This is a genomic window from Aquaspirillum soli, assembly GCF_054781915.1.
Genome location: NZ_BAAGTM010000017.1, coordinates 14,019 through 39,368, shown reverse-complemented (window position 1 = coordinate 39,368; position 25,350 = coordinate 14,019). Strand labels below are relative to the sequence as shown.

Genomic DNA, 25,350 nt, shown 5'->3' with positions numbered 1-25,350 from the left:
GTGTGGTGTTCGAGGAAATTAACGAAGCGTTTTCAACCCAAACCTGCTCGTGCTGCGGGAAAATTCCCGCCAGCAGTCCGAAAGGTAGAGCAAGTTTGCGAATAAGAGCATGGATTTGCAGCGAATGCGGTGCAACACACGACCGCGACACCAACGCTGCCAAAAACATTCTCGCGGCGGGACTTCGCCGTCTGGCAGCAGGAATTCCCGCTCTTTAGGGCGGGGAGGAAGTCAAAATCCATCCCGCCTCAATCATTCCCTCATCCATCATGCGCTTTGACCTCCCACCCCAGCTACTTTCTATCCTATTTATCAGCCTCGGTGCCAGCACCGGTGCTTGTTTCCGCTGGTGGTTGGGGTTGCGCTTGAATGCACTATGGCCAACGTTGCCGTTAGGCACATTCATAGCAAACTGTGTCGGTGGGTTGTTAATGGGATTGGCCGTTGCCGCGTTTGCTTGGCTACCTCCCATTCCACTTGAATGGCGATTAGGGTTAACCACTGGCTTTCTCGGTGGTTTAACCACCTTCTCTACCTTTTCAGCAGAAGCCATCGGTTTATTACAAGCTGGACATTACCCCGCCCTATTGCTGCATGTTGCCAGCCATGTGTTAGCCTCGCTGACTTTAACGTGGTGTGGTTTGAAATTAGGGCAATGGCTATGGGCATGACACGAATTAACGGACAGCAACATCATCTGATCGAAACGACAGATCGAGGTTTGGCGTATGGGGATGGTGTGTTTCGGACGGTGCAAGTGCAACAAGGCGTGCCGTTGTTGTGGCAATGGCAATGGCAGCGGTTACGCCACGATGCCCAGCGCTTACAACTTCCCCTGCCAGAGGAGGCGTGGTTACAACAAGAAATTGCCCTCGCCAGCGCTGATATCGAACGAGCCAGTGTCAAAATTCTCCTTACCCGAGGCAGTGGCCCACGCGGTTACGCCATCCCAAGCAACACCCAAACCCAATGTATCATCCAAGCCAATCCGTGGGCGGGGTATCCTGCTCGCTGGTATCAACACGGCGTTGCACTCTATCCTTGCCAATTGCAACTGGCCCGCCAACCAAAGCTGGCGGGAATCAAACATCTGAATCGATTGGAACAAGTGCTAGCGCGCAGCGAATGGCACGATCCTCAATACCAAGATGGTTTGCTATGCGATAGCGAAGGGTGGGTGATTGAAACTTGCATAGCCAATCTATGGTTATGCGAAGGTGGACAGTGGGTCACGCCTCGCCTGAGTCATAGCGGTGTGGCTGGGGCAGTGCGCAGTTGGTGGATAGATCAGTTAACACAAGCAGGGCAGACGGCAGTAGAAGCCGACATCAGCCGCGAACGATTATTCGCTGCGGATGAGGTGTGGCTCTGCAATTCTTTATTGGGCTTGGCGCCGGTAGCGGCAATCGGTGATCAAACATGGTCAAGCTGGCCGCAGGGGCGACATTGGCAACACGTCTATGAACACTTCCTCATGCCGAGTGGCGCAACATTCAGCCCACGGTAATTGGGCCAACTGCGCTGCCAATTGCTGTTGTAATTGTGGCAAATCACTGACGGCCTCGTAGATTTCCATCCAAGTGTCGGTTTGTTGTTGACGACATAACAAACGACCGTGAATCCCTGTTTGTTCTGCAACAGCGTTCAATAATACTTGAACTAACGGCAAAGCCTGTGCAGCATCCAAGACCTGATAGTAAACATACACCGAAACTTGCATACGCAATCTCGCCTTATTCGTTAGGAATTTCAAACATGCAGATGAAAAAACTGGTTGTGATCGGCGTCGGCTTAATTGGCGGGTCGTTAGCCTTAGATCTCAAACGTGCCGGTGCCGTCACACAGGTGGTTGGCGTGGGGCGGTCATGGGATAACCTCGAGCGCGCCTTACAACTTGGGGTGATCGATCATGCCACACAATCCGCAGCCGAGGCGGTGGTAGATGCCGATATTGTCTTATTAGCAACCCCAGTCGGCCAAATGGCAGCCCTACTGCAACAAATTGCCCCCCACCTCGCCCCACATACCATTGTTACCGATGCTGGCAGTACCAAAAGCGATGTCTGTGCTTTGATGCAACAATATTTACCGCATCACCTAGCTCGTTGTGTCCCTGCCCACCCTATCGCAGGTTCGGATCTCTCAGGCGCCAGTGCCGCCCGCTATGGCTTATATCAAAACCGCAATGTGGTGTTAGCCCCCTTTGCCGAGACCGACGCCAGCGCTTTGGCCGAGATTCATGCGATGTGGCAGATTACTGGCGCACATCTGTTGCAGATGACAGCCAGCGAGCATGACGCGGTATTTGCAGCCGTGAGCCATTTGCCGCACTTATTGGCCTTTGCTTATGTTGATATGGTGGCACAAAAAGAGAATGCCGAGCGTTGTCTTGCCCTCGCAGCCAGCGGTTTCCGCGATTTCACCCGCATTGCCGGCAGCCATCCAGAAATGTGGCGTGATATCAGCTTGGCAAATCGTGATGCCTTACTGGCCGATCTGCACCGTTATCAAGCGGCACTTGCCTCGTTAACCCATGCGTTGGAAAACCATGATGGCGAGGCCTTGGCCACACAATTTCAACGTGCTCGCCACGTCCGTACCCAATGGGAACATCAACAGCGTTAATCGATCCTGTGGCTTGCCAAGCAACGCGACACAAGGCACGATGACGCGCTTTTTGAGTGAGACAAACCATGTCCGCCATCCAAACCTATCCAGCTAATCTCGATTATGCCGACTACATTCGGCACCACATTCGTACCGTCCCCGACTGGCCCCAAACCGGTGTGCAGTTTCGTGACATCACCCCCGTGTTACAGAACCCAAAAACCTTTCGTATTTTGGTGGATATTTTTGTGCATCGCTATATGGACTCTGGCGCAGACCTGATTGCAGGTTTAGATGCGCGGGGTTTTATTTTGGGGTCGGTGGTGGCGTATGAATTGAATTTAGGGTTTGTCCCGATTCGTAAGAAAGGCAAATTGCCCTATCTCACCATCAGCGAAGAATATGAGCTGGAATATGGTAATGCCACCGTTGAAATGCACAGCGATGCCTGTCAACCCGGGCAAAAAGTGGTGTTGATTGACGATCTTGTGGCCACTGGTGGCACCATGTTGGCAGGGGCTCGTTTGTTACAACGCTTGGGTGCCGAGATTATCGAAGCCGCCGCCATCGTGGATTTACCCGAGCTTGGCGGTTCGAAATTGATTCGTGAGCAACAATTACCGTTGTTTACCGTGTGTGATTTTTCTGGTCATTGATTGGCTAATTGCGCGGCAAGAAAATCCATTAACACCCGCACACGATATGGGATGTGACGATTGCTGGGCAATACGGCATAAATTTTAGGACGAGGACAGGGAAAATCGGTTAACACCGTTTGCACTTTTCCCTGTGCAAGCCAATCCGCCACAATAAAATCTGGCTGACAGGTTAATCCTAAGCCTTGCGCTGCAGCCTCGGTCAACACATCACCATTATTCGCCGCAAACTGACTGCGAATGGGCACCGTTAACCAATGTTCGCCCATCCAAAATTGCCAACTTTGGCGTTGTCCACTCCGCACATAGGCAAGGCAAGTGTGATGCTGCAACGCTAGGGGATGTTGTGGTTCGCCGTATTGCGCTAGATAGCTCGGGGCTGCCACCACCGCCAACCGTGTTTCTCCTAATACCCGCACAATATCGCTTGCTTCAGGTTGGGCGGTGATGCGGATAGATAAATCAATACCTTCTTCAATCAAATGAGCGTGGCGGTCGCTGTATTCGGTTTCAAGTTGCACTTCCGGATAGTGTTGAGCAAATTGCAACAATAAGGGTGTGAGCCGCTTTAAGCCAAAGCTCAACGGCACACTCAAGCGAATATGCCCACGCGGCGTATGACGCTCAGCGGCAACCTCACCCTCGGCACTGTCTAACATGGTCAAAATCACCCGGCATTTCTCTAAATAGGCAGCGCCTGCCGAAGTTAATGTTAAACGCCGCGTGCTACGCACCATCAGCTTGACACCAAGATAACGCTCTAAGGCCGCGATTTGCCGCGTCACCACCGACCGCGCCACATTCATTTGCTGGGCTGCGGCGGCAAAACTGCCCAATTCTGCCACTCGCACAAAGGCTTGCATGGCATCTAGTCTGTCCATTGTTGCTCATCCAGCAATAAAGAATTGTTGATTGTCGGCTATTTTGCAGCAAATAGAGCCGGTACAGTAGCACCATACTTTATCGAGCCAGCGACGATGCAAACCACTCAACCCATTTTATTTGTGCCTCACGGCGCACCAACGATGGCACTGCAGCCCGGCGCGGCAGGGATGGCGTTGGCTGAACTGGGTCGGCGACTGACCACCCCACGCGCCATTGTGGTCATCAGCCCACATTGGATGACTGCCCACCCGACTGTGGGATATGCCCATCGGCCAGCAACAGTGCATGATTTTTGGGGATTTCCTGCTGCGTTATATCAGCTTCACTATCCGGCAACCGGCTGCCCCGAAGTGGCCACGTTAGTCAGTAATTTGCTGCAAAGTCAGGGCTTGGTGACAGAACAGGCAGCGGAACAAGGATTAGATCATGGGGCATGGATTCCCCTGCGCTTATTGTTCCCCGAAGCCTCGGTGCCGGTGGTACCGCTGTCATTGGTGGCCAATCCAGACCCTCGCTATCACTTTCAGCTCGGGCAGGCACTGGCGCCGTTGGCACAACACAATATTTTGCTGATTGCCTCCGGCAATCTCACGCATAACTTGCGCGATTTTCAGGTGTCACAGCGAGAGAGTGGGACAGATTTTCACTATGTCACCGCTTTTTCGGCGTGGATGGCACAGCGTTTAGCCGAGCAGGATTTGCCTGCTTTGTTTGACTACCGCCGCCACGCCCCTGCGGCACAACGTGCCCATCCGACGGATGAGCATTTATTGCCGTTGTTTATCGCGCTTGGGGCTGCCAGCCGCCACCATCACCGGCCACAGGCTTTTCATCGGGGTATCAGTGATGCCGTGATTTGTATGGATGGCTATCAATGGCCTATTAGGTAGAACGCATAATGAACACACATTACACCGCTACGGCAAAAGCGCTACATTGGCTGATGGCCGTTCTATTGATCGGCACCCTCTCGGTAGGTTGGTATATGACCGATTTGGCGTTATCGCCACTCAAACTACAACTGTATTCATGGCATAAATGGGCAGGTGTGACGGCATGGTGGCTGTTGCTGGTGCGGCTAGTCTGGCGGCATCGCCATCCGCCGCCTGCCCTACCCAATACCATGCCAGCAATGCAACAAACCCTCGCCCATGCCGGTCATCTGCTGTTGTATCTGTTGATGTTTAGCATTCCTTTATCGGGCTGGTTAATGAGCTCGGCCAAAGGATTTCAAACTGTGTATTTCGGTGTGTTGCCGTTACCGGATGTGATTGAAAAAAGCGAATCAGCTGCGGCACTGCTGGGTAATTTACATGGTTTGCTCAATTTGCTGCTGTTGGCGGTGCTCGCTGCCCATATTGCAGCAGCCCTAAAACATCATTTCATCGACCGCGATGCCATTTTGCGTCGCATGTTGCCAGATTTTGGAAAGAAAAAACCATGAAAAAAGCGTTGTTTACCGTGTTATTCAGCAGTGTCGTTGCCAGTGCAGCCTATGCCGCGCCCTACACTCAAATTGACAGCAGTAAAAGCCGAGTTGAGTTTGGCTATCGTCAGATGGGCGTTGGAATGCAAGGTCATTTCAAACGGGTACAAGCACAATTACAACTCGACCCAGCACAACTTCAGTCGGCAAAAGCACAGATTGATATTGACCTGAACAGTATCGACACCGGCTCAGCCGAGGCCAATCAAGAAGTGGCTGGCAAAGCGTGGTTTGATAGTAAAACCTACCCCACAGCACGTTTCATCAGTAAAGAAGTCAAAGCGGTGGGGCCGCAGCAATATCAAGTCAGCGGTACCTTGACTATTAAAGGCCGCAGTCAACCGATTATTGCCGCTGCCACACTCACCCCCCAAGGCAATCAAGCTCTGATTAAAGGCAAATTCCGTTTTAAACGGTCAGATTTTGCGATTGGTGAAGGGGTATGGGCCAGCTTTGAGACAGTCGCCAATGAAATCGACGTGCAATTTCAGTTTCTTGCCAAATAACCCTGTTGTTTCTTTTTAGGAGATGTTCCATGTTATCCGTTCGCCGTTTAGCTGCTGTCTTAGCCTTGAGCACTGTGATCACCGCTCCGGCTTTTGCTGCACCCGAGACCTATGTGATTGATAACAGTCACACCTTTCCACGTTTTTCCTACAGCCACTTTGGTTATTCCACCCAAGTGAGCCGGTTTAATAAAACTACCGGCACCATTTCATGGGACAAGGCCAAAAAACAGGGGAGCGTGGATATCACGATTGATATGAAGTCGGTGGATACCGGTTTTTCTGTGTTTGATGAGCATATCCAAGGCGAAGATTTCTTAGACACAGCGCGTCACCCACAAGCCAAATTCACTTCTAGTAAAGTGGTATTTGAAGGGGATAAACCGGTAGCGATTGAAGGTAAATTGACGATTAAAGGCGTAACCAAACCCGTGACCTTAAAAGTCACCTCGTTCCACGCCATGCCACATCCAATGCTGAAAAAAGATGCAATCGGTGCCAATGCCACCACCACCATCAAGCGCTCTGAATTTAATGCAGGTAAGTATGCCCCTCATGTTGGGGACGAAGTGCAAATTGATATTGCGGTTGAAGCCATCAAACAGTCAGCGGCCACGGGCCACTAAACTCACTGCCAAAGCGGAGATAAGCCTGTTCTGCGGCGGCAGTGAGAAAGCGTTGACCGAAGTTAGGCGGGCAGGTGTAGCAGTAGGCTTGCCCCCCACAACGAAAAGCCAGTGTTACAGCATGTAAGTAACCACGGTCTGCCGGCGGTGAATGAGGGTGGTAACGGAGATCACCCAAAATCGGTGCACCCAGACTTTTCAGTGCCACACGGATTTGGTGGGTACGTCCAGAATGTGGCCGCAACAGAAAAAGACGACCGCCTAAGCCATCACCAGCAGAGACAAATTCTGTGATGGCGGGATGTTGCCGTGACAGCGTTAATTTCCAACTTCCATTGCGTGCCGCCACCATATCGCCGACCACCTTGCCTTGTTTCTTTTTCGGTTGGCGGTCGGACAGCGCCAGATAGCGTTTTTCAATCTGATGTTCGGCAAATTGCTGTCCCAATTCACGCGCTGCCGCAGCATGACGTGCAATCAGCAATAAACCCGAGGTTAGGGTGTCGAGACGATGCACAGCAAACAACGGTGCTTCGTCCCCTAATACTTGGCGTAATAACGGAAACAGCGCAGGGGCAGCCTCTTGTTGATGAAACGACAAACCAGCTGGTTTATCGAGCACCACAAAATCTGCCGTCTGCGCCACAATCCGTTGTGCGAGTGCCTCAGCGGTTAAGGATAGAACCACAACAGGCTATATCCCGATGATTTCAACTGGCCCAAATCGAGGTGCATCAACACTTTTACTTCGCTGCTGCCATTAAATTGTTGCAGTTTGAAATCGGTTTCCGACAAATACTGCTCCGGTGTGAAGACCCGCCGCGCCAGCAAATGATCCTCTCCATCTTTTAAACTCACTTCTAAATGAGGATAGGACTGTGGATACGGTGCGTGGTTACGCAAGGTCGCAGAGAGCTGTACCAAATTGGGATGATCGGGCACAAAAGTCAGTTCTGACCACTCGGTGCGTAAAAACTCTGCCTTTTGTGGTAACGGTACATCACAACCAAAACCTGAACAGACGCTTTCTAACATAGGCCGTGCCCCCGGCACTTCCGCGCCCAATTCGGTGCGGTAGAGATAGGCCATTTGTGCCATCAAAGCGACAGTTGCCACCATGCTGCCACCCAACCATAACCATGATAGTGCTGCTGACTGTGACTTTTTCTTAGTCAAAGGCGGAGGGGGAATTTCCGCAAAGGGATCGGCAGTAAATGCCGGATGACCAAAGGGAAACGAGTCGAGATTATCAGGGGGCGGTGGCTCCTCGATAATTTCCTCGCGATTAGGATGACGGCGGCTCGATTGGCCATTGGCCTGCCCACTTAACGACACTTTGGCATCGTCATCATCTTCATCATCAAAGGGAATAATCGGCGCCATCGGTGCCATCTCTGGGTTTTTTCCCAAAGCAGCATTGAAACTGTCGCCAAAACTTGGCTCAAGACGCTGATCGAAAGCTGGTGCCGGTGCCGGTTTGACCGCGACAGGCTCTGGCTCGACGACTGGTGGCGGAGAGGCGACCGGTACAGGCGCAGGGGAAGGTGGCGGTGGTGGTGGTGCAACCGGCGGGGCAGCAGGGGGTGGCGGCGCCACCGGAGCCGGCGTAGCAACCGGTGCCGGCGCTGGCGACGCAGCAGGTTTCCCCACATCCGGCAACATATCAAACTCAGGCAATGTGAGATCGAACTCGGCATTAAAGCGGTCGATGTCCTGATCGCTCGGCAATACGGGCTTGCCGACTGCCGGTTGATCGTCGGCGGTGAGTTTGGCCGGTTTTTGGTTTAACGCTTGCCGTGCTTTTTCGGCATCTGCCAACACTTTAGCCAAATGCTCGGCTTCACGCGCCATATTGGCACTGTCTGCCGGCGGCAACACCGAGTCTGGCTGCGGTGTAGGTGCAGGCCGTGGCGAGGGAGCAGGGGCCGGTTCTGGTGCAGGCGCTGGTGTGCTCACCACAGGGTCAGATTGTAATGATTGCCGAGCGTCAAATACCTGTTGGCATTTACCGCAGCGCACCTGTCCACCGTAGGCATCCAGATGGGCATCGGTCAGTCGGAAGCGGGTTTGGCAATGAGGGCACTGGGTAATATAAGCCATGATCTCAGTCTTGCTTGCTACAGAAAATTAACGTCGAACACCAGAGAGACAACTCCAGCCTTCAGAGAACACTGGTTCAGTCATCTCAAACCACTGTGAGTACAGCGCATTCATCTCGTCGGCTTGTTCTTGCAAAATCCCCGACAACACAATACGCCCACCTTTTACGGTGTGAGAAGCCAGTAAATCCCCCAACATCCGTAACGGGTTCGCCAAAATATTGGCAATCACCACATCGGTTTGGATGGCCGGTAAGGCATCGGGTAGACAAAACGAAGCTGTCACCGCATTTTGTGCGGCATTATCGCCACTGGCCTGAATCGCTTGGGGATCGATATCCACGCCCCATGCTTGGGCTGCGCCAAGTTTCAAGGCCGCAATCGCTAAGATACCCGAACCACAACCATAGTCGAGCACGGTTTCTCCGCCGTGTAATTCGCGGTCTAGCCATTCTAAACACAGGCGGGTTGTCGGATGACTCCCCGTCCCAAAGGCCAAACCCGGGTCTAATACTAAATTGACCGCTTCTGGCGAAGGCGCCTCATGCCAACTGGGGGTAATCCACAACCGATCAGAAATACGAATGGGATCAAATTGTGCTTGTGTGGCGCGCACCCAGTCTTGTTCTTGCAGATGTTCGACTTGCCATGTCGTTGGTGTCGGGATACCACAGCTAGCGGCAGCAGCGGCAATCGGGGCAGCAACATCAGCGTCTGCGGCAAATAACACCACCAACTGGCTGTGGGTCCACAGTTGGTCAACCGGTTCGCCGGGCTCGCCAAAAATCGGCTGCTCTTGTTCGGTGCCAGCAAAGGCATCTTCAATCGCAGCAGACAAAGCCCCCTCTTCCATCAAAGCATCGGTCAATGCCTCGGCAACTTCCGAGGGGACGTCAATGCGGATTTGTTGCCAACTCATTGTGGCGCCTTTTTCAACTGGGATAAGCGTTCTTCCAGATAGTGGATACTGGTGCCACCGCGTTGGAAGGCGCTGTCCATAAATAACTCTTGATGCAGCGGAATGTTGGTTTTAATCCCCGTGATAGCCATTTCAGACAGGGCCACACGCATTCTCGCCATCGCTTGCTCGCGGGTATCACCATAAGAAATCAGCTTACCGACCATCGAGTCGTAATGCGGTGGAACCACATAGCCTTGGTAGATATGCGAATCAATGCGAATCCCCGGACCACCGGCAGGGTGATAGCTTTCAATCCGGCCCGGGCTAGGAATGAAATTAAACGGGTCTTCAGCGTTAATCCGACATTCCATAGAATGCCCTTTGAGCTTGATTTGCTCTTGCGAGTAACGCAATTTTTCGCCAGCGGCAATGCGGATTTGTTCTTGGACAATATCAATGCCCGTAATCAGTTCGGTCACTGGGTGTTCGACCTGAACACGGGTGTTCATTTCGATAAAGTAGAACTCGCCATTTTCGAATAAAAATTCAAAAGTACCGGCGCCACGATAACCAATGCGGCGACACGCTTCGGCGCAGACGTGGCCAATGTGGCGGCGTTGTTCGTCTGTGATACCAGGGGCGGGAGCTTCTTCAATGATTTTTTGGTGACGACGCTGCATCGAGCAATCGCGCTCACCAAGGAAAATTGCATTGCCATACTCATCTGCCAACACTTGAATTTCAATGTGGCGAGGGTTGGCGAGGTATTTTTCCATGTAAACCGTTGGATTGCCAAAAGCGGCACCGGCTTCGGTACGGGTCATGTTGACCGAGTTTAATAACGAAGCCTCAGAATGCACCACGCGCATCCCTCGGCCACCGCCACCACCGGCAGCTTTGATAATCACCGGAAAGCCAATTTTGCGCGCCATTTTGACAATCGTGGCAGGGTCATCAGGCAAGGCACCATCCGAACCCGGCACGCATGGTACACCGGCATCAATCATTGCCTGTTTGGCACATACCTTGTCACCCATCAAGCGAATGGTGTCGGGGCGAGGGCCAATGAAGACAAAGCCCGATTGTTCAACGCGCTCGGCAAAGTCGGCGTTTTCCGAGAGGAAGCCATAGCCGGGGTGAATCGCTTGGGCATCGGTTACCTCGGCTGCGGCAATCAAAGCGGGTACATTCAAATAGCTTTGTGCCGAAGGTGCAGGGCCAATACACACCGATTCATCAGACAATTTGACATATTTTGCTTCGCGGTCGGCCTCGGAATGGACGACCACAGTTTTGATGCCCATTTCGCGACAAGCGCGCTGAATACGCAGGGCAATTTCGCCGCGATTGGCGATGAGAATTTTTTCGAACATGGCGGAAGTCGTATCAAGTAAGGATCGTAATGCAAAAGGAAAACGGGGTGGGGACCCCGTTCAGACTGGCTTGATTTACTCGATGACGAACAAGGGTTCGCCATATTCGACCGGTTGGCCGTTATCAATCAAAATCGCTTTGACGACACCAGCGCGATCGGATTCAATTTCATTCATCAATTTCATGGCTTCGATGATACAGAGGGTATCACCGACATTCACCGACTGTCCGACTTCAACAAACGGTTTGGAATTAGGATTGGCCGAGCGATAGAACGTCCCCACCATCGGAGACTTGACCAAGGTTTTATCATCACGTGCAGGCGCTGCCGCTGGGGCAGGGGTCGCAGGCGCAGCGGCAACAGGCGTAGCCGCAACGGCCACTTGTTGTGCCATGGGCTGGGGTGCGTAGTAGGTGGTCTGCCCGCCTGCTTGTACGCGGGTAATTCGCACTTTCTCTTCGCCCTCTGTCACTTCAAGTTCAGCAATGCCAGACTCTTCGACGAGGTCGATCAATTTTTTCAGTTTACGCAGATCCATGGTGATCCTTGGGTAGAGGCGAGGGCCGAGTGTCAGCCGTGTGGCAAATCAGCGCTGTCGCAGACGAGCGAGCGCCGCATCCAGTGCCAATTCATAGCCCTGTGCACCCAAGCCACAAATCACCCCTACCGCTAAATCGGAAAAATAGGAATGATGGCGAAAGGGTTCACGGGCGTGAACATTGGATAGATGAACTTCGATGAAGGGAATGCTGACTGCAGCAAGCGCATCGCGCAATGCCACACTGGTATGAGTAAAGGCCGCCGGGTTGATCAGGATGAAGTCCGTGCCGTCAGTACGTGCGGCATGAATGCGCTCGATTAGCACATATTCGGCGTTGCTCTGTAGCGTGTCGCAGGCAAAGCCTGCCGCTTGGCAACGTGCAATAAGCCGGGCATTGATGGCATCGAGCGTGTCCGCTCCATAGTGTTGTGGTTCCCGCGTCCCCAACAGATTGAGGTTTGGGCCATGCAAGACCAGAATACGCGATTGTGACGGCATGTCGGGCGCTTCGGTGGATTTCATGTAGCGATTTTGCGTTAAAGTTTTACGAACTGTCTAGTATTGTACGCTATTTGTTTGCGATTTACCCAAATGTAATGTTGCAGCGCATCGGCCGCGAAGCCGCGCCACTGCTATAATCGAGGCCTACTTTTTTCTTGTTTGCGCCATGCACATCTCTGAATTCGATTACGACCTTCCTGAAGCCCTGATTGCACAACATCCGCCGACAGAACGTGGCGGAAGCCGCTTATTGTCTGTTCCACAAGGCGCACTATCCGACCACCGTTTCACTGACCTACCGTCCTTTTTGCAAGCAGGTGATGTGTTAGTGATGAATGATACTCGGGTGATGAAAGCGCGTTTGTTTGGCGAGAAAGCCAGCGGCGGCAAAATCGAGGCTTTGGTTGAACGAGTGTTAGACTCCCATACTGTCTTAGCCCACATTCGTTCTTCCAAATCGCCAAAAGTGGGTAGCCAACTGCACTTTCAAGGCGGTTGGCAGGCTGACATGCAGCAGCGAGTGGGTGAATTGTTCCAACTGCGCTTTGCCGGTGAAGAAGATATCTACCATATCTTGGAACAATCGGGACGTCTGCCTCTGCCACCTTATATCGAGCGCACCCCTGATGGCGACGATGAAAGCCGTTATCAAACCGTGTTTGCCCGTGAACAAGGTGCTGTGGCCGCACCGACGGCAGGCTTACACTTTACCGAAGCCTTGTTAGCACAATTGGCAGCGCAGGGCATCAAGTTATGCTGGATCACCCTGCATGTCGGGGCTGGAACCTTTCAACCAGTGCGAGTCGAAGACATCACACAACACCACATGCACAGTGAGTGTTACCACATTCCAAGCGAAACGGTGGCGGCGATTGCAGAAGCAAAACAGCGTGGTAACAAGATTGTGGCTGTTGGCACCACCTCGTTGCGGGCGCTTGAATCGGCTGCCCGTGAGGGTGTGTTATCCAGTGGCCGCAGTGAAACCGATATTTTTATCACCCCCGGTTTCCGTTTCCGTGTCGTGGATGCCTTGTTAACCAACTTCCACCTACCGAAATCAACTTTGTTGATGTTGGTCTCTGCTTTTGCAGGGATCTCGACCATTCGGCAGGCCTATCAGCATGCAGTAGCGGCAGAATATCGCTTCTTTAGCTATGGCGATGCCATGTTGTTACAACGCTGTGCCGATGCCGCCCATCCAGATTGTTTGCAGTATCGTCCTTAAGGATTGCAATGATGTCATCCTCATGTTTTCCGACCGAAATCGTGCTACAAAAAACGGCACGCCAACTGCGCGTGGTGTTTTCTGATGGCGCACAATTTGCATTGCCCTGTGAATATCTGCGGGTTTATTCGCCTTCGGCAGAAGTACGTGGTCATGGCGTGGGGCAAGAAGTGCTACAAACCGGCAAGCGCGATGTCAATATCGTGGCAGTAGAGCCTGTAGGACAGTACGCAGTGAAATTGGTCTTTTCAGACGGCCATGACAGTGGTTTGTACGATTGGGACTATCTCTATCGCCTTGGTCAACACCAAGCCGACTATTGGCAACAATATCTCGACCGTTTGGCACAAGCTGGTGCCAGCCGTGATGCCTAAATTTTTGATGGATAGCTAGCTATGGATAAGCAAACTCACTTTGGCTTCCAAACTGTGGAAGAATCGCAAAAAGCGCGTAAGGTTGCTGAAGTGTTTCATTCAGTGGCACAAAAATACGATGTGATGAACGATGTCATGTCAGCCGGCATCCACCGTGTCTGGAAAAAATTCACGCTTGAAACCTCGGGGGTGCGACGTGGACAACGGGTGTTGGATATTGCAGGGGGAACGGGGGATTTATCTCGCGGTTGGCGTGAACGGGTTGGTGCCGAGGGGGAAGTCTGGTTAACCGATATCAACAGTTCGATGCTCACTGTGGGGCGTGACCGCTTGTTAGATGAAGGCTATGCCCTGCCAGTGGCTTTATGTGATGCGGAAAAACTGCCTTTCCCCGATCATTACTTTGACTGTGTCAGCGTGGCCTTTGGCTTGCGTAATATGACGCATAAAGAGGTTGCATTGGCAGAGATGCTGCGCGTGCTTAAGCCGGGGGGGAAAGTTTTGGTGTTAGAGTTTTCCAAAGTGTGGAAACCCCTGACGCCATTTTATGACCTCTACTCATTTAAGGCCCTGCCGTTGATGGGGAAATGGATCACCGATGATCCTGAAAGTTACCGTTATTTAGCGGAGTCGATTCGGATGCACCCCGACCAAGCGACTTTAAAAGCCATGATGGAAGAAGTCGGTTTTGTGCGGGTGGACTATCACAATCTCTCTGCTGGTGTCGTTGCCCTACATAAAGGATATAAGCTGTGATCTCGCTGCCACTTGCTGCGTTTAATCATCTGCTAAAACAACACCCTGAACGTCGCCATGCGCTGGCTGCTTTTGCTGGGCGACGCATTGCTTTGCAGCTCCCTGTGTTTCAGGTGAGTGGGGTGGTGATGAGTGAGGGGTTTTTGGCACAGGCTCAGGGTGAGCCAGAAGCCCACATTACGCTCAACCCATCGGCGCTATTTAAGCGCGTTTCTGGACAAACCTTAACCCATCACGATGCTGTTTTAGCTGGAGATCACGATTTAGCGTTAGCAGTGGCAAAAATCCTCGCGGGTCTACGTTGGGATCTCAGCGAGGAGTTATCGCACTGGCTGGGCGATGTCCCTGCAAGTCGTATCGAGCGTCGATTACAGCAGGGCTGGCAATATCAAAAAGACCTACAACAGCGGCTAGTTGCAAATGTAGTCGAGTATTTACGTGATGAACAGTCGGTATTGGCCAATCAAACGGCAGTACGGGCATGGGGCCGTGAGGTCGATGAATTGCGTGATGCCACAGCGCGATTAGAAAAACGTCTCGAACAACTCGACCGCCGTTTGTCAGATTCTTAACCCTTCTCGCCTCGGATCCTGCATGCGCTTAGCCCGTTTTCGTAAAATTTTTCTCACCCTCTATCGCTTCGGCCTAGACGAACTTTTTTCTCATCACCCGAAATTAAGTTTAGTTCGCCGTCTCTTAGGCCACTTACCCGCTCGTGATATTGAGAAACCGCTTCCCGAGCGAGTCCGGCTGGCGCTTGAGAGTTTGGGGCCGATTTTTGTGAAGTTTGGGCAGGTGCTCTCTACCCGCCGCGATTTATTACCACCGGCCTATGCTGACGAACTGGCCAAGCTACAAGACCGCGTGTTGCCATTTTCGGGTGATGTTGCCGTAGCACAAATTGAGCGTAATTTGGGTCGGCCACTCGACCAGATTTTTGCCGAATTCAATCGCACGCCTATTGCCAGTGCGTCGGTGGCGCAAGTGCATTATGCGCGCCTGCGGCAAGCCGATGGTTCGGCGGGGCGTGAAGTGGCGGTGAAAGTGTTACGCCCAGGGATTAAAGCGATCATTGAGCAAGATTTGGCTTTGTTAAAAACCCTCGCTGGTTTGGTTGAACGTTACTTAGCCGATGGCAAACGATTGAAACCGCGTGAGGTGGTGGCCGAGTTTGACAAGTATTTGCATGATGAACTCGATTTGATGCACGAAGCCGCCAATGCGTCACAGCTGCGTCGCAATTTCACTGGTTCGACACAGTTGATCGTACCAGAGGTGTTTTTTGACTACTGCACCCGTGAGGTATTGGTACTTGAGTGGATGCGTGGCATTCCGGTGGGACAAATTGATCGTTTGCGCGAGGCCGGTGTCGATTTGCAAAAGTTGTCTCGGTTTGGTGTGGAGATTTTCTTTACCCAAGTGTTCCGTCACGGCTTTTTTCATGCAGATATGCACCCGGGGAATATTTTTGTTGCCGATGATGGGCGTTATATTGCGCTCGATTTTGGCATCGTCGGCAGCCTTACCGAATACGATAAACATTATCTCGCGGTGAATTTTTTAGCCTTTTTCAACCGCGATTATCACCGCGTGGCCACAGCGCATATTGAGTCGGGATGGGTGCCGAAAGACACACGGGCAGAAGAATTAGAGGCAGCGGTACGGACGGTATGTGAGCCCATTTTTGAGAAACCGTTGAGTCAAATTTCCTTTGGTTTGGTGTTACTGCGGTTATTTGAAACTAGCCGCCGCTTCAATGTAGAGATTCAACCACAGTTAGTTTTGTTACAAAAAACGCTGTTGAATATTGAGGGATTAGGACGGCAGCTCGATCCTGATCTTGATTTGTGGGAAACAGCAAAGCCTTTCCTGACGCGGTGGATGAATGAACAAATGGGCTGGCGCGGGATGGTTAAGCAGCTGAAACAAGAAGCACCGCAATGGGCCACGTTGTTGCCGCAGTTGCCGCGCAAGCTTGATGAAGCGCTACAAGTCAATGAGGCTCGTGACATGATGGTGAGTGCGTATCATCATTTGTTGATGACTGAAAAACGCCGTAATGGATTGTTATGGTTAATTGCCATTCTTTTGGCGGTGTTATGCGTGATTTTGGCGGTGAAATTGTAATCTGGTCGTTTACATGGTGCGTCGCCCCTGCGGGGTGACGGCACCGTACCGCGTACGATAGGGTGCATCACCCTAAAAGGGCGAACACATCGGTTCGCCCTTTATCAATCAACCAGTGTAAAACGGTTAATCTACCCTCAAGCCTTCGGTGTCAAATCTTTTGACAAGAAAAACGCATCAGAGAAGAAGCTATCCGCCGGTAGTTGACGTTCTTGGATAAAACTTTGGTGCGCGGCTTCGACTACGACTGGCGCACCGCAGGCATAGACTTCATGTCCAGATAGATCTGCAAAATCATCCAGCACCGCCTGATGGACAAAACCAGTCCGACCGGTCCATTGGTCTTCCTCAGTCGCATCAGATACCACTGGGACATAACGGAAATGTGGCAGTTGTTGTGCCCAACTTTCAGCCATTTGGTGGAAATACAAATCAGCAGGCCGACGACCGCCCCAATATAAAGTCATGGGCCGCTGAATATTCTGATGAATCATGTGTTCAATAATGCCTTTAATCGGGGCAAAACCAGTACCGCTGGCAAGAAACACAATCGGTTTATCGCTAGACTCATTCAGACAGAATGTCCCTAATGGTCCTTTGAAACGCAAAATTTCACGCTCTTTCATGGTATGGAAAACATATTCCGAGAACGTCCCACCGGGCATGTGACGGATATGCAACTCCAAGAAAGCATCATCATGTGGCGCATTCGCTAATGAGAAACTACGCGCCTTACCATCACGCATCAAAATATCAATGTATTGACCGGCCATGAACTGCAAACGCTCACTGGCGGGAATTTTGAGTTTCAGCACGGCGACATCGTGGATTTTTTCAATCGACTCGACACGACATGGCAGGGTTTTTACTGGAATCTCACCGGCGCTAGATTCGCGTGCTTCAATCACCAGTTCACTGCTACTGGCTTCAGCACAGCATAACAAAGCCTGACCCGCTGCTGATTCTGCCGCAGGTAAGGCTTTTTCTTGATATTGGCGGTGTTTCACTTGACCTTCTACCACACGGCCTTTACATGCACCGCAAGCACCGTTACGACAACCATAAGGCAAACCAATGTTTTGCCGTAGGGCCGCTTCTAGGATAGTTTCGTGGGCATTGACGCTAAACGAGCGGCCGCTTGGCAACAGCTTGACAGTAGATGCGTTTACTTCAGACATGATAAAGCTACCTTATTCGATCAATTCCGACCTCTGTTAAGCGCAATTCGGCGCCGAACAGGCTTTGCTAGAAAGAAGACAGATTGTGATGCAACACAAAACAGGACGTACTCGGGTGTTACTGGTAGGGTGTGGCGACATTGCTTGGCGAGTATTGCCCAAACTCACTTCTCGTTACACCGTTTTTGCGCTTTTACGCCGCCCAAGTGAAGCGGCCAGATGGCGTGCAGCAGGGGCGAAGGTGGTCATAGGCGATTTAGATCAACCAAAAAGTTTACAACGCTTGGCGGGTTTGGCCATTGATAAACTATTGATGTTAGCGCCCCCGCCAACATCAGGGCACCAAGACAGCCGCTCGCAACACCTGATTGCGGCGCTGCAAAAACGGGGGATGCTACCACAACATGTTGTTCTTATCAGCACCAGCGGCGTCTATGGCAATCGGGCAGGGGCATGGCTGACCGAAACCGCACCACCTCATCCTGAATCAGCACGTGCCCAACGGCGTTGGCATGCAGAACAGTTATGGCGCAGCGCCAGCCGGCGGTGGGGTGCCAGTTTGCTAACCTTACGTGTGCCCGGCATTTATGATGCAGAACGGCTACCCATCAATCGGATCACACAACGCACACCGGCCCTTATCGCAGAAGAAGATGGCTATAGCAACCATATCCACGCTGATGATCTGGCTACGATTTGCGCCAAAGCATTGCAATGGCATCGCGGTTCGCGGGTGATTCATGCTTGCGATGCACAACCGATGAAAATGGGCGATTATTTTGATGCGGTTGCCACGGCTTTCGGTCTTCCACCTCTCCCTCGTTTGCCAAGCGTAGCGTTACAACCGCTTGTTTCGCCGCAGTTATGGTCATTTTTACGCGAATCGCGACGTTTAGATTCACAACGCTTGCAACGCGAATTAAAAGTTCAACTGCGTTACCCCAGCGTCAGCCATTTTTTAGCGCAATATCTTGGTGAGAAAGAAGTCTCTCCGCCAAAACTGGTAACATCTCGCCCCTAAAAAAATTTCTGGATGAAATGATGTCAACTGACCACGACACTGATGCCGCTTTAGACAGCGAAAACCCGACCCATCGCCGTATTCGCAGCTTCGTCTTGCGCCAAGGCCATTTATCACGGGCTCAAGAACGTGCGCTTGAAACCTTATTGCCCGTCTTTGGGGTACCTTATCAAACCACCCCACCAGATTGGGACAGCGTTTTTGGACGCACAGCGCCAATGATTGTCGAAATTGGCTTTGGCATGGGACAGGCCACCGCCGACATTGCACAAACCCTACCAGACTATAATTTTCTCGGTTTAGAAGTACACAGCCCGGGTGTCGGTAGTCTGTTAAAGCTGGTAGAAGAAAAACAACTGAGCAATATTCGCGTGGCACAGCATGACGCGGTGGAAGTGCTGCGCGACATGATCGCGCCGAACAGCCTCGCCGGCGTGCATATTTTCTTTCCCGACCCTTGGCACAAAAAACGCCATCACAAACGCCGTTTAATCCAAGCCCCATTTGTTGCTGATTTAGTGTCTCGCATTGCCCCCGGTGGCTATCTGCATGTGGCGACCGATTGGGAAGATTACGCGATCCAAATTTTAGATGTCCTGTCACAAACAGCCGGTTTGGAAAACACTGCCGAAGGCTATGCAGAGAAACCGGCCTATCGACCACAAACCAAGTTCGAAGCACGCGGCTTACGCTTAGGACATGGAGTGTGGGATATTGTGTTCCGAAAATCAGCCTAACAAGGCCTCAATTTCTGCCAATAAATCACTGGGTTTGGTGGTCGGTGCATAGCGGCCAACCACCTCGCCTTGGCGATTGATCAGAAACTTAGTGAAGTTCCATTTAATCGATTCGGTATTTAAGATGCCGGGCTTTGCCTGTGTGAGAAACTGGAACAATGGATGTGCCTGCGCACCATTGACCTCTACCTTGGCAAACATCGGAAACGTCACCGCAAACCGTGTCTGACAAAAAGAGGCAATTTGTTGCTCATCACCCGGCTCTTGTCCACCGAATTGATTACACGGAAACCCTAACACCACCAATCCACGATCCGCCAAGTGCTGATACAGTTCTTGCAGACCCTGATATTGTGGGGTGAAGCCACATTCACTGGCGGTATTAACAACCAGCACCACTTGGCCCCGATAGTCGGTCATGGCTTGCTCGGTGCCATCTAACCGCTTGGCGGTAAAATCGTAAAAACTTGCCATTTCTCTGTTCTCCTGTGTTGACGGCGCGTGGGATAATCAGCCTTCGTTCCCATCTTGAACTTTGACCATGTTTAACCCCAGTCGTGACCAAGCGCGCCAATTTTTGTTTGATACTTGGCGTAAACACCTCAGCCATCAACCCCTAACCGATCTCGAAAAGCTGACGCTGGCAGTGTTGTTCCAACATCCTGAATATCACACGATGCTAGGACAACCAGAACGCTGGCAGCAACAAGATTGGCCACCAGAATTAGGTGAAACCAATCCTTTCCTTCATCTGTCTTTGCATCTGGCGATTGAAGAACAGTTGTCGATTAAACAACCTCATGGGTTATATGAGCTTTATCAACAACTGTGCCTGCAATGTGGGGATGAACATCGCGCACAACATGAAGTGATGGATGGTCTAACAGAGATGATTTGGTATGCCCAACGCTACCAAACCCCTCCAGACCCAACACGCTATTTAAATGTATTGCGGCGTAAACTTGGGCAAGTAGAACAGCCTAATGCGACTGACGCTGCTGCCGCCACTGGTTCAAACACTGGTCTAACTCATTAAAGTTCGCCAACACGGACAACTGCCCGTGCGAGCGCAAACTACGACAACCGCCTCCGCCTACCCAAATTTCGGTGTGGGGAGGCAATAAACTCTGTAGCGTTTGCACTTGCTCGGCAACATCCCCTTCATACGCCGACGAAAACGATAACAACACCACATCAACCTGATGTTTGCGTGCAGCGGAGGCAATATCAGAACATGGCATCTCGCAGCCAAATGGCAGCGTTTCTGCATTTGCCATCCGCAACACCACTTCAACCATCAGCAACCCCAGCATGTGCATTTCTCCTGGGCAAGTCGTCAACAATACCCGAGGAGGGTTCATCGGTAACGACATCCGCGACAGTGTTTCACGCAACAGGCGGTTAATCTGTTCCGAATAAAAATGCTCTTCGTGAACCTGCAACTCACCACGCATCCATGCTTCACCCACCAATTGATTACACGTCGCAATAAACTCTCGCACAAAAACCTGTAATCCCAACTCATGTAAGCGGGTTTGTAAAAAAGCCTGCACCTGTGCCGGATTATGGCCCAACAGCACCCGAATCAATTCATGACAAGGGGCAGGGGCTTCTAAACGAGGTTGATGGGCTTGCACCTGTTGCAACAACTCGGCCATCGGTAGGTTAATAATTTTTCCGGGACGAAACCCCATATCCATTAGGCGCCGAACTAAGCGCAGTTTTTCCACTTGTTGACGCGAATACAAGCGATCACCCTGTTCATCGCGGGCAGGTTCAGGAAAGCCATACCGACGTTCCCACATCCGCAATAAATCTTTCGAGATACCAGTCTCTCGTTCCACTGCACCAATGGGCAGTCCCATGTTGACATCGCTCATAACTATTTTCTTAATTGTGTTGACGTGATACACCAAAGCGGCGGAATTATGCCATGTGCCGTTTTATCCGCCGCAACAAAGCGCCGAGCAGCGGAATTTTTTCATATAACTCACCCGCTGCATCCCAATAATCTCGATGGTTAACCACCCGTCCATCCGGCGCAAAATGCAGCAGGGTGCCCCCATGAATGTGCATGGCCTTTCCTTGCCATAAAAAGGTGAAGTCCCACACTAAAAATGCTTTGTCAGCCTGTTCAATCCGTTCTTGTACGACAAAACGGGGTTGTTGCAAGGTATGAAACATGCGTTGAAAGAGCGCTTCAATCGCAGCCGTTCCTTGAATACGGTTAAAAGGATCTTGAAACCAAGCATCTGGCGCATAGAGCTGATGTAGCTGCGGCAGCGTTTGTGGAGAGAGTTGCTCATACCATGCCACGATGGCAGAACACGAAGTCGTTACGGGTAAGTTCATCACCAAACTCGCTTCACTCGGCAAGGGAATACTCTAAGGATAGAGAAACCACTTATTTTGTCAAAGCATTGTCTTATACGAAAATCTAAATATTCGTCTGACCACCGACAAATATTTGTTCTAAAATCACATTCTTTGACTAAGTCAGGAATAAAAAATGGAAAATATCACCACTGCATCAGGCCTCATCTATTGTGATGAAGTGATCGGGGAAGGCACCGTTGCCACAGCCGGAGAAGAAGTGACCGTGCATTACACAGGTTGGTTAGCAGATAATGGCGAACAATTTGACTGCAGCCGCCAGCGCAAACAGCCCTTTACTTTCCCACTGGGCGCGGGACGCGTGATTAAGGGCTGGGACGAGGGCGTGCAAGGGATGAAAGTCGGCGGTAAACGCCGTTTAACCATTCCGGCAGCCTTGGGCTACGGAGCACGAGGCGCAGGTGGTGTTATCCCACCCAACGCCACCTTGGTCTTTGATGTTGAATTGCTGTCGGTGGGCTAAGCCGATTGGTTTGATTTAAGCCGATTTCGCCGTCTTACGGCGGCGAAGCCACCACCACACGCCTAAACCCACTGCAGCCACGGCCAACACCATCAGAATGCCCGATTGCCCACGATGTAACCATGTCAGCAACCAATCGCGGTTGTTAGCGCCAAAATAACCAAGATATACCCACACCGGCACACTAATCAGAGCGGCAAAACCATCCATCAATAAAAAACGCCAGAATGACACTTTGCGTGTCATGCCAGCGGTCAGGAAAATTGGCGAACGCAAACCAGGGAGAAAGCGGGCGACAAACAACACCCAATTGCCGTATTTAGCAAACTTTTCCTGCACAGCCATAAATCGTTCTTCGGTGAGATAACGCGCTACAAAACGCACTTGCATCACCTTAGTCCCATAAATGCGACCAATGGTAAACATGGTGGCATCACCGACCAACACCCCAGCCATACCGACGGCAAACATAGTATGGACATTGGTATACCCTAAACCAGAAATAATACCGCCAGCCACCAGCGTCACGTCTTCTGGAATTGGCACCCCAAAACCACAAATCAGCAACACAAAAAACACCGCAGCATAGCCATAATTGGTGAAAAAATCGGTGAGCAGTTGCAGGATGTCCATGTGCTTACGCCTCTTTAATGACTTGGGCAATTTGTTGTGCCCAACGTTCTGCCAAGCCAGCATCCTCTGCCTCAACCATCACCCGCACCACCGGCTCCGTCCCCGATGGCCGCAACACCACACGGCCTCGCCCATGTAATGCCGCCTCTGCCTCTGCCAATACTGCTGCCGAGGCTTGTTGCCAATCTTGGCCATGTAAACGAACATTGATAAGCGTTTGTGGAAAGGCTTGCCAATCGCGGCAGACTTCGGACAACGAGAGGTTAAGATCAAACAAACTACGCAATACCTGCAACGCCGAGACAATCCCATCACCCGTATTGTGTTTGTCTAAACACAGCACATGACCGGACGCTTCTCCGCCAATCAACCAAGAACGGGCTTGTAACATTTCCAGCACATAACGATCCCCGACCTTGGCACGGGCAAAGGGAATATCACGGGCTTGAAGGGCAAGCTCCATCGCCATATTGGTCATCAACGTCCCAACCACCCCGCCTTTTAATTCGCCACGTTCAGCACGCGCCCGCGCAATCACATAAATCAGTTGATCGCCGTCATAGACTTGGCCTTGTTGGTCAACCATCAACAGCCGATCACCATCGCCATCTAAGGCAATACCAAAATCGGCTTCATGCTGTAAGACCGCCGCTTGGACCGCGCGAGGATACATCGCACCGGCACGATCATTGATATTAAAACCATTGGGTTCAGTGCCAATACTAATGACATCCGCACCCAGTTCGTGAAACACCTTCGGTGCAATGTGGTAGCTGGCACCATGGGCGCAATCAACCACGATCTTACAGCCGCGCAAATTGCGGTCATTCGGGAAAGTGCTTTTACAAAATTCGATATAACGCTCAGCAGCGGCATCCATCCGCCGCGCTCGTCCCAACAAAGCAGAAGGCTTGGTTTGTAATGGCATATCGAGCGCAGCTTCGATTTCTTGCTCAATATGGTCGGCTAGTTTCCGTCCACCTTCCGCAAAGAACTTAATACCATTATCTTGATAAGGGTTGTGCGAAGCCGAAATCATCACCCCTGCCGATAAACGCAAAGCGCGGGTTAAATAAGCAACCCCCGGTGTGGGTAACGGCCCAGTCAACAACACATTCACCCCTGCTGCTGTAAAACCCGCTTGTAACGCGGCTTCTAACATATAGCCAGAAATACGGGTGTCTTTGCCGATTAACACGGTGGGCGTTTGTTGATCGTGATTCACCAACACACGACCAGCGGCATACGCCAGACGCAACACAAAATCAGGGGTAATTGGTTCTTGCCCCACTTCTCCACGCACCCCATCGGTGCCAAAATATTTTCTTGTCATCATCGTTCCGTTATGCGTACTCGGTCACCGCTTGCCACACTTTTAACGCTTGCACTGTGGCTTTCACATCATGGACGCGAATGATTTTTGCGCCATATTGTACCGACCACAACGCCGCCGCCACACTGGCGCCCAACCGTTCGGTTGCCACCGGTTCATCACAGATTTGCCCCAACATCGACTTACGCGATAGCCCGACTAACAATGGCAGAGGGACACACTCTGTCAACAACGGCAACTGCGCCAACAGTCGCAGATTGTGCGCCAATGTTTTACCAAACCCAAACCCAGGATCAATTAACAAACGTTCGCGGGCAATCCCAACGGACTCACAGGCGTTGACACGCTGTTGTAAGTAATCTGCCACGTCTAGCACCACATCGCGGTCATAGTGCGGTGCGCGCTGCATAGTGTCAGGATTTCCTTGTTTGTGCATTAAGCAAATTGCTGCGGAATGAGGTGCCACCGTGGCTAAGGCGCCCTCGTCTTCTAAGGCCGATACATCATTAATGAGATCCACCCCAATCGCCAACGCTGCCTGCATCACTGCGGTACGGCGCGTGTCAACCGATAACACTGCACCACAGCCTTGTAGTGCTTCTAATACCGGCAACACACGGTCCATTTCTTCTTGAATCGACACTGGCGCGGCATTCGGTCGTGTAGATTCACCACCGATGTCAAGAATCGCCGCCCCTGCTTGCAGCAGGCGTTCGGCTTGTTGTAAAGCTTGATCAGGTTTGCAATACACACCGCCATCTGAAAAAGAATCGGGTGTGACATTGAGAATGCCCATCACCAACGGATGGGACAACGACAGTTGATGCCGACCACAGTTGAGAATCTGCATAGATGTGTGCTTACAAAAACGGAGAGCAAAAACAACACCAGCGGCAGAAAGCTGCCGCTGGTGTCATGTCAAAAGA

33 protein-coding genes are annotated in these 25,350 nt (G+C 51.5%); 18 read left to right on the top strand and 15 right to left on the bottom strand.

Going from position 1 to position 25,350, the window contains the following annotated elements; all coding sequences use genetic code 11:
- From ACYVJG_RS11510 to pabC, 3 genes are all read left to right on the top strand, one after another.
- A partial coding sequence (locus ACYVJG_RS11510) for a zinc ribbon domain-containing protein (protein WP_460431175.1) occupies nt 1–218 on the top strand: 218 nt, incomplete at its 5' end.
- 51 nt (nt 219–269) lie between these two features.
- Nucleotides 270–671, top strand: coding sequence for a fluoride efflux transporter CrcB (gene crcB / locus ACYVJG_RS11505; protein ID WP_460431174.1), 402 nt, complete (start codon nt 270–272; stop codon nt 669–671).
- On the top strand, nt 668–1,507 hold the full coding sequence (pabC, locus tag ACYVJG_RS11500; RefSeq protein WP_460431173.1) for an aminodeoxychorismate lyase: 840 nt from the start codon (nt 668–670) through the stop codon (nt 1,505–1,507). The genes crcB and pabC overlap by 4 nt, the downstream gene beginning before the upstream one ends.
- Here pabC and ACYVJG_RS11495 read toward each other — a convergent pair.
- Nucleotides 1,424–1,720: a DUF4936 family protein gene (locus ACYVJG_RS11495; RefSeq protein ID WP_460431172.1), complete on the bottom strand. Its 297-nt coding sequence runs from the start codon at nt 1,718–1,720 to the stop codon at nt 1,424–1,426. The two genes, pabC and ACYVJG_RS11495, sit on opposite strands and share 84 nt — an antisense overlap.
- 35 nt (nt 1,721–1,755) lie before the next feature.
- On the opposite strand from ACYVJG_RS11495, the gene ACYVJG_RS11490 reads away from it, so the two are divergent.
- Together ACYVJG_RS11490 and ACYVJG_RS11485 are read left to right on the top strand one after the other, a co-directional pair.
- Nucleotides 1,756–2,625 carry a prephenate dehydrogenase gene (locus ACYVJG_RS11490; protein ID WP_460431171.1) on the top strand — a complete coding sequence of 290 codons (870 nt, stop codon included), beginning with the start codon at nt 1,756–1,758 and terminating at the stop codon, nt 2,623–2,625.
- Between the two features lie 68 nt (nt 2,626–2,693).
- Complete coding sequence (locus tag ACYVJG_RS11485; protein WP_460431170.1) at nt 2,694–3,263, top strand: adenine phosphoribosyltransferase; 570 nt, start codon at nt 2,694–2,696, stop codon at nt 3,261–3,263.
- On the opposite strand, the gene ACYVJG_RS11480 is transcribed toward ACYVJG_RS11485, so the two are convergent.
- Entirely contained in the window at nt 3,257–4,144 is an 888-nt protein-coding gene (locus ACYVJG_RS11480) for a LysR family transcriptional regulator (protein WP_460431169.1), read from the bottom strand. The genes ACYVJG_RS11485 and ACYVJG_RS11480 overlap by 7 nt on opposite strands.
- A 96-nt stretch (nt 4,145–4,240) precedes the next feature.
- On the opposite strand from ACYVJG_RS11480, the gene ACYVJG_RS11475 reads away from it, so the two are divergent.
- The 4 genes from ACYVJG_RS11475 to ACYVJG_RS11460 are packed head-to-tail and all read left to right on the top strand — an operon-like array spanning nt 4,241 to nt 6,766.
- Nucleotides 4,241–5,038 (top strand): DODA-type extradiol aromatic ring-opening family dioxygenase, encoded by a 798-nt coding sequence (locus ACYVJG_RS11475; RefSeq protein WP_460431168.1) that lies wholly within the window; start codon nt 4,241–4,243, stop codon nt 5,036–5,038.
- Between the two features lie 8 nt (nt 5,039–5,046).
- On the top strand, nt 5,047–5,592 hold the full coding sequence (locus ACYVJG_RS11470; RefSeq protein WP_460431167.1) for a cytochrome b: 546 nt from the start codon (nt 5,047–5,049) through the stop codon (nt 5,590–5,592).
- The gene (locus ACYVJG_RS11465) at nt 5,589–6,140 is read left to right on the top strand and encodes a YceI family protein (RefSeq protein ID WP_460431166.1); all 552 of its coding nucleotides are present in this window, start codon (nt 5,589–5,591) and stop codon (nt 6,138–6,140) included. The genes ACYVJG_RS11470 and ACYVJG_RS11465 overlap by 4 nt, the downstream gene beginning before the upstream one ends.
- A gap of 29 nt (nt 6,141–6,169) precedes the next feature.
- A complete protein-coding gene (locus ACYVJG_RS11460; protein WP_460431165.1) occupies nt 6,170–6,766 on the top strand; it encodes a YceI family protein in 597 nt (198 codons plus the stop codon).
- On the opposite strand, the gene ACYVJG_RS11455 is transcribed toward ACYVJG_RS11460, so the two are convergent.
- From ACYVJG_RS11455 to aroQ, 6 genes are all read right to left on the bottom strand, one after another.
- The gene (locus tag ACYVJG_RS11455; protein ID WP_460431164.1) at nt 6,738–7,454 is read right to left on the bottom strand and encodes a pseudouridine synthase; all 717 of its coding nucleotides are present in this window, start codon (nt 7,452–7,454) and stop codon (nt 6,738–6,740) included. The genes ACYVJG_RS11460 and ACYVJG_RS11455 overlap by 29 nt on opposite strands.
- Entirely contained in the window at nt 7,439–8,866 is a 1,428-nt protein-coding gene (locus ACYVJG_RS11450) for a DUF3426 domain-containing protein (RefSeq protein ID WP_460431163.1), read from the bottom strand. Before ACYVJG_RS11450 ends, ACYVJG_RS11455 begins: the two co-directional genes overlap by 16 nt.
- Before the next feature lie 27 nt (nt 8,867–8,893).
- Nucleotides 8,894–9,784: a 50S ribosomal protein L11 methyltransferase gene (gene prmA / locus ACYVJG_RS11445; RefSeq protein ID WP_460431162.1), complete on the bottom strand. Its 891-nt coding sequence runs from the start codon at nt 9,782–9,784 to the stop codon at nt 8,894–8,896.
- Nucleotides 9,781–11,139, bottom strand: a complete 1,359-nt coding sequence (gene accC / locus ACYVJG_RS11440) for an acetyl-CoA carboxylase biotin carboxylase subunit (protein ID WP_460431161.1) — start codon at nt 11,137–11,139, stop codon at nt 9,781–9,783. The genes prmA and accC overlap by 4 nt, the downstream gene beginning before the upstream one ends.
- A gap of 75 nt (nt 11,140–11,214) precedes the next feature.
- On the bottom strand, nt 11,215–11,679 hold the full coding sequence (gene accB, locus ACYVJG_RS11435) for an acetyl-CoA carboxylase biotin carboxyl carrier protein (RefSeq protein ID WP_460431160.1): 465 nt from the start codon (nt 11,677–11,679) through the stop codon (nt 11,215–11,217).
- A 48-nt stretch (nt 11,680–11,727) separates the two neighbouring features.
- Complete coding sequence (aroQ, locus tag ACYVJG_RS11430; RefSeq protein ID WP_022652777.1) at nt 11,728–12,204, bottom strand: type II 3-dehydroquinate dehydratase; 477 nt, start codon at nt 12,202–12,204, stop codon at nt 11,728–11,730.
- Between the two features lie 145 nt (nt 12,205–12,349).
- Here aroQ and queA point away from each other — a divergent pair, with 145 nt between their 5' ends.
- From queA to ubiB, 5 genes are read left to right on the top strand one after another with little or no spacing between them, the layout of a single operon-like run.
- On the top strand, nt 12,350–13,408 hold the full coding sequence (gene queA, locus ACYVJG_RS11425; RefSeq protein ID WP_460431159.1) for a tRNA preQ1(34) S-adenosylmethionine ribosyltransferase-isomerase QueA: 1,059 nt from the start codon (nt 12,350–12,352) through the stop codon (nt 13,406–13,408).
- A gap of 8 nt (nt 13,409–13,416) precedes the next feature.
- Nucleotides 13,417–13,782 (top strand): gamma-butyrobetaine hydroxylase family protein, encoded by a 366-nt coding sequence (locus ACYVJG_RS11420; RefSeq protein WP_460431158.1) that lies wholly within the window; start codon nt 13,417–13,419, stop codon nt 13,780–13,782.
- 21 nt (nt 13,783–13,803) lie between these two features.
- Complete coding sequence (gene ubiE, locus ACYVJG_RS11415) at nt 13,804–14,538, top strand: bifunctional demethylmenaquinone methyltransferase/2-methoxy-6-polyprenyl-1,4-benzoquinol methylase UbiE (protein WP_022652780.1); 735 nt, start codon at nt 13,804–13,806, stop codon at nt 14,536–14,538.
- Nucleotides 14,535–15,110 carry a ubiquinone biosynthesis accessory factor UbiJ gene (locus ACYVJG_RS11410; RefSeq protein ID WP_022652781.1) on the top strand — a complete coding sequence of 192 codons (576 nt, stop codon included), beginning with the start codon at nt 14,535–14,537 and terminating at the stop codon, nt 15,108–15,110. Before ubiE ends, ACYVJG_RS11410 begins: the two co-directional genes overlap by 4 nt.
- A gap of 22 nt (nt 15,111–15,132) precedes the next feature.
- Nucleotides 15,133–16,665, top strand: a complete 1,533-nt coding sequence (gene ubiB, locus ACYVJG_RS11405) for a ubiquinone biosynthesis regulatory protein kinase UbiB (RefSeq protein WP_460431157.1) — start codon at nt 15,133–15,135, stop codon at nt 16,663–16,665.
- A gap of 137 nt (nt 16,666–16,802) precedes the next feature.
- Here ubiB and ACYVJG_RS11400 read toward each other — a convergent pair whose 3' ends face one another.
- Nucleotides 16,803–17,843 (bottom strand): CDP-6-deoxy-delta-3,4-glucoseen reductase, encoded by a 1,041-nt coding sequence (locus ACYVJG_RS11400; protein ID WP_460431156.1) that lies wholly within the window; start codon nt 17,841–17,843, stop codon nt 16,803–16,805.
- Nucleotides 17,844–17,931: 88 nt separating this feature from the next.
- Here ACYVJG_RS11400 and ACYVJG_RS11395 point away from each other — a divergent pair, with 88 nt between their 5' ends.
- Entirely contained in the window at nt 17,932–18,864 is a 933-nt protein-coding gene (locus ACYVJG_RS11395) for an SDR family oxidoreductase (protein ID WP_460431155.1), read from the top strand.
- Between the two features lie 17 nt (nt 18,865–18,881).
- On the top strand, nt 18,882–19,601 hold the full coding sequence (trmB, locus tag ACYVJG_RS11390) for a tRNA (guanosine(46)-N7)-methyltransferase TrmB (RefSeq protein ID WP_460431154.1): 720 nt from the start codon (nt 18,882–18,884) through the stop codon (nt 19,599–19,601).
- Here trmB and ACYVJG_RS11385 read toward each other — a convergent pair.
- Nucleotides 19,593–20,075, bottom strand: a complete 483-nt coding sequence (locus tag ACYVJG_RS11385; protein ID WP_460431153.1) for a glutathione peroxidase — start codon at nt 20,073–20,075, stop codon at nt 19,593–19,595. The two genes, trmB and ACYVJG_RS11385, sit on opposite strands and share 9 nt — an antisense overlap.
- A gap of 67 nt (nt 20,076–20,142) precedes the next feature.
- Between ACYVJG_RS11385 and ACYVJG_RS11380 the strand changes: the two genes are divergently transcribed.
- Entirely contained in the window at nt 20,143–20,637 is a 495-nt protein-coding gene (locus ACYVJG_RS11380; protein WP_460431152.1) for a DUF1841 family protein, read from the top strand.
- On the opposite strand, the gene ACYVJG_RS11375 is transcribed toward ACYVJG_RS11380, so the two are convergent.
- Entirely contained in the window at nt 20,582–21,481 is a 900-nt protein-coding gene (locus ACYVJG_RS11375; protein ID WP_460431151.1) for a MerR family transcriptional regulator, read from the bottom strand. The genes ACYVJG_RS11380 and ACYVJG_RS11375 overlap by 56 nt on opposite strands.
- Nucleotides 21,482–21,527: 46 nt before the next feature.
- Nucleotides 21,528–21,953 carry a nuclear transport factor 2 family protein gene (locus ACYVJG_RS11370; RefSeq protein WP_460431150.1) on the bottom strand — a complete coding sequence of 142 codons (426 nt, stop codon included), beginning with the start codon at nt 21,951–21,953 and terminating at the stop codon, nt 21,528–21,530.
- 157 nt (nt 21,954–22,110) lie between these two features.
- Here ACYVJG_RS11370 and ACYVJG_RS11365 point away from each other — a divergent pair, with 157 nt between their 5' ends.
- Nucleotides 22,111–22,458, top strand: a complete 348-nt coding sequence (locus ACYVJG_RS11365) for an FKBP-type peptidyl-prolyl cis-trans isomerase (protein WP_022652928.1) — start codon at nt 22,111–22,113, stop codon at nt 22,456–22,458.
- Nucleotides 22,459–22,473: 15 nt separating this feature from the next.
- Here the strand turns inward: ACYVJG_RS11365 and ACYVJG_RS11360 are convergent, their stop codons facing one another.
- Genes ACYVJG_RS11360 through folP form a run of 3 tightly spaced genes read right to left on the bottom strand, consistent with a single transcriptional unit; the run spans nt 22,474 to nt 25,274 of the window.
- Nucleotides 22,474–23,091, bottom strand: coding sequence for a DedA family protein (locus ACYVJG_RS11360; RefSeq protein WP_460431149.1), 618 nt, complete (start codon nt 23,089–23,091; stop codon nt 22,474–22,476).
- A gap of 4 nt (nt 23,092–23,095) precedes the next feature.
- Nucleotides 23,096–24,424, bottom strand: coding sequence for a phosphoglucosamine mutase (gene glmM / locus ACYVJG_RS11355; protein WP_460431148.1), 1,329 nt, complete (start codon nt 24,422–24,424; stop codon nt 23,096–23,098).
- 10 nt (nt 24,425–24,434) lie between these two features.
- A complete protein-coding gene (gene folP, locus ACYVJG_RS11350; protein ID WP_460431147.1) occupies nt 24,435–25,274 on the bottom strand; it encodes a dihydropteroate synthase in 840 nt (279 codons plus the stop codon).
- Between the last annotated feature and the right edge of the window lie 76 nt (nt 25,275–25,350).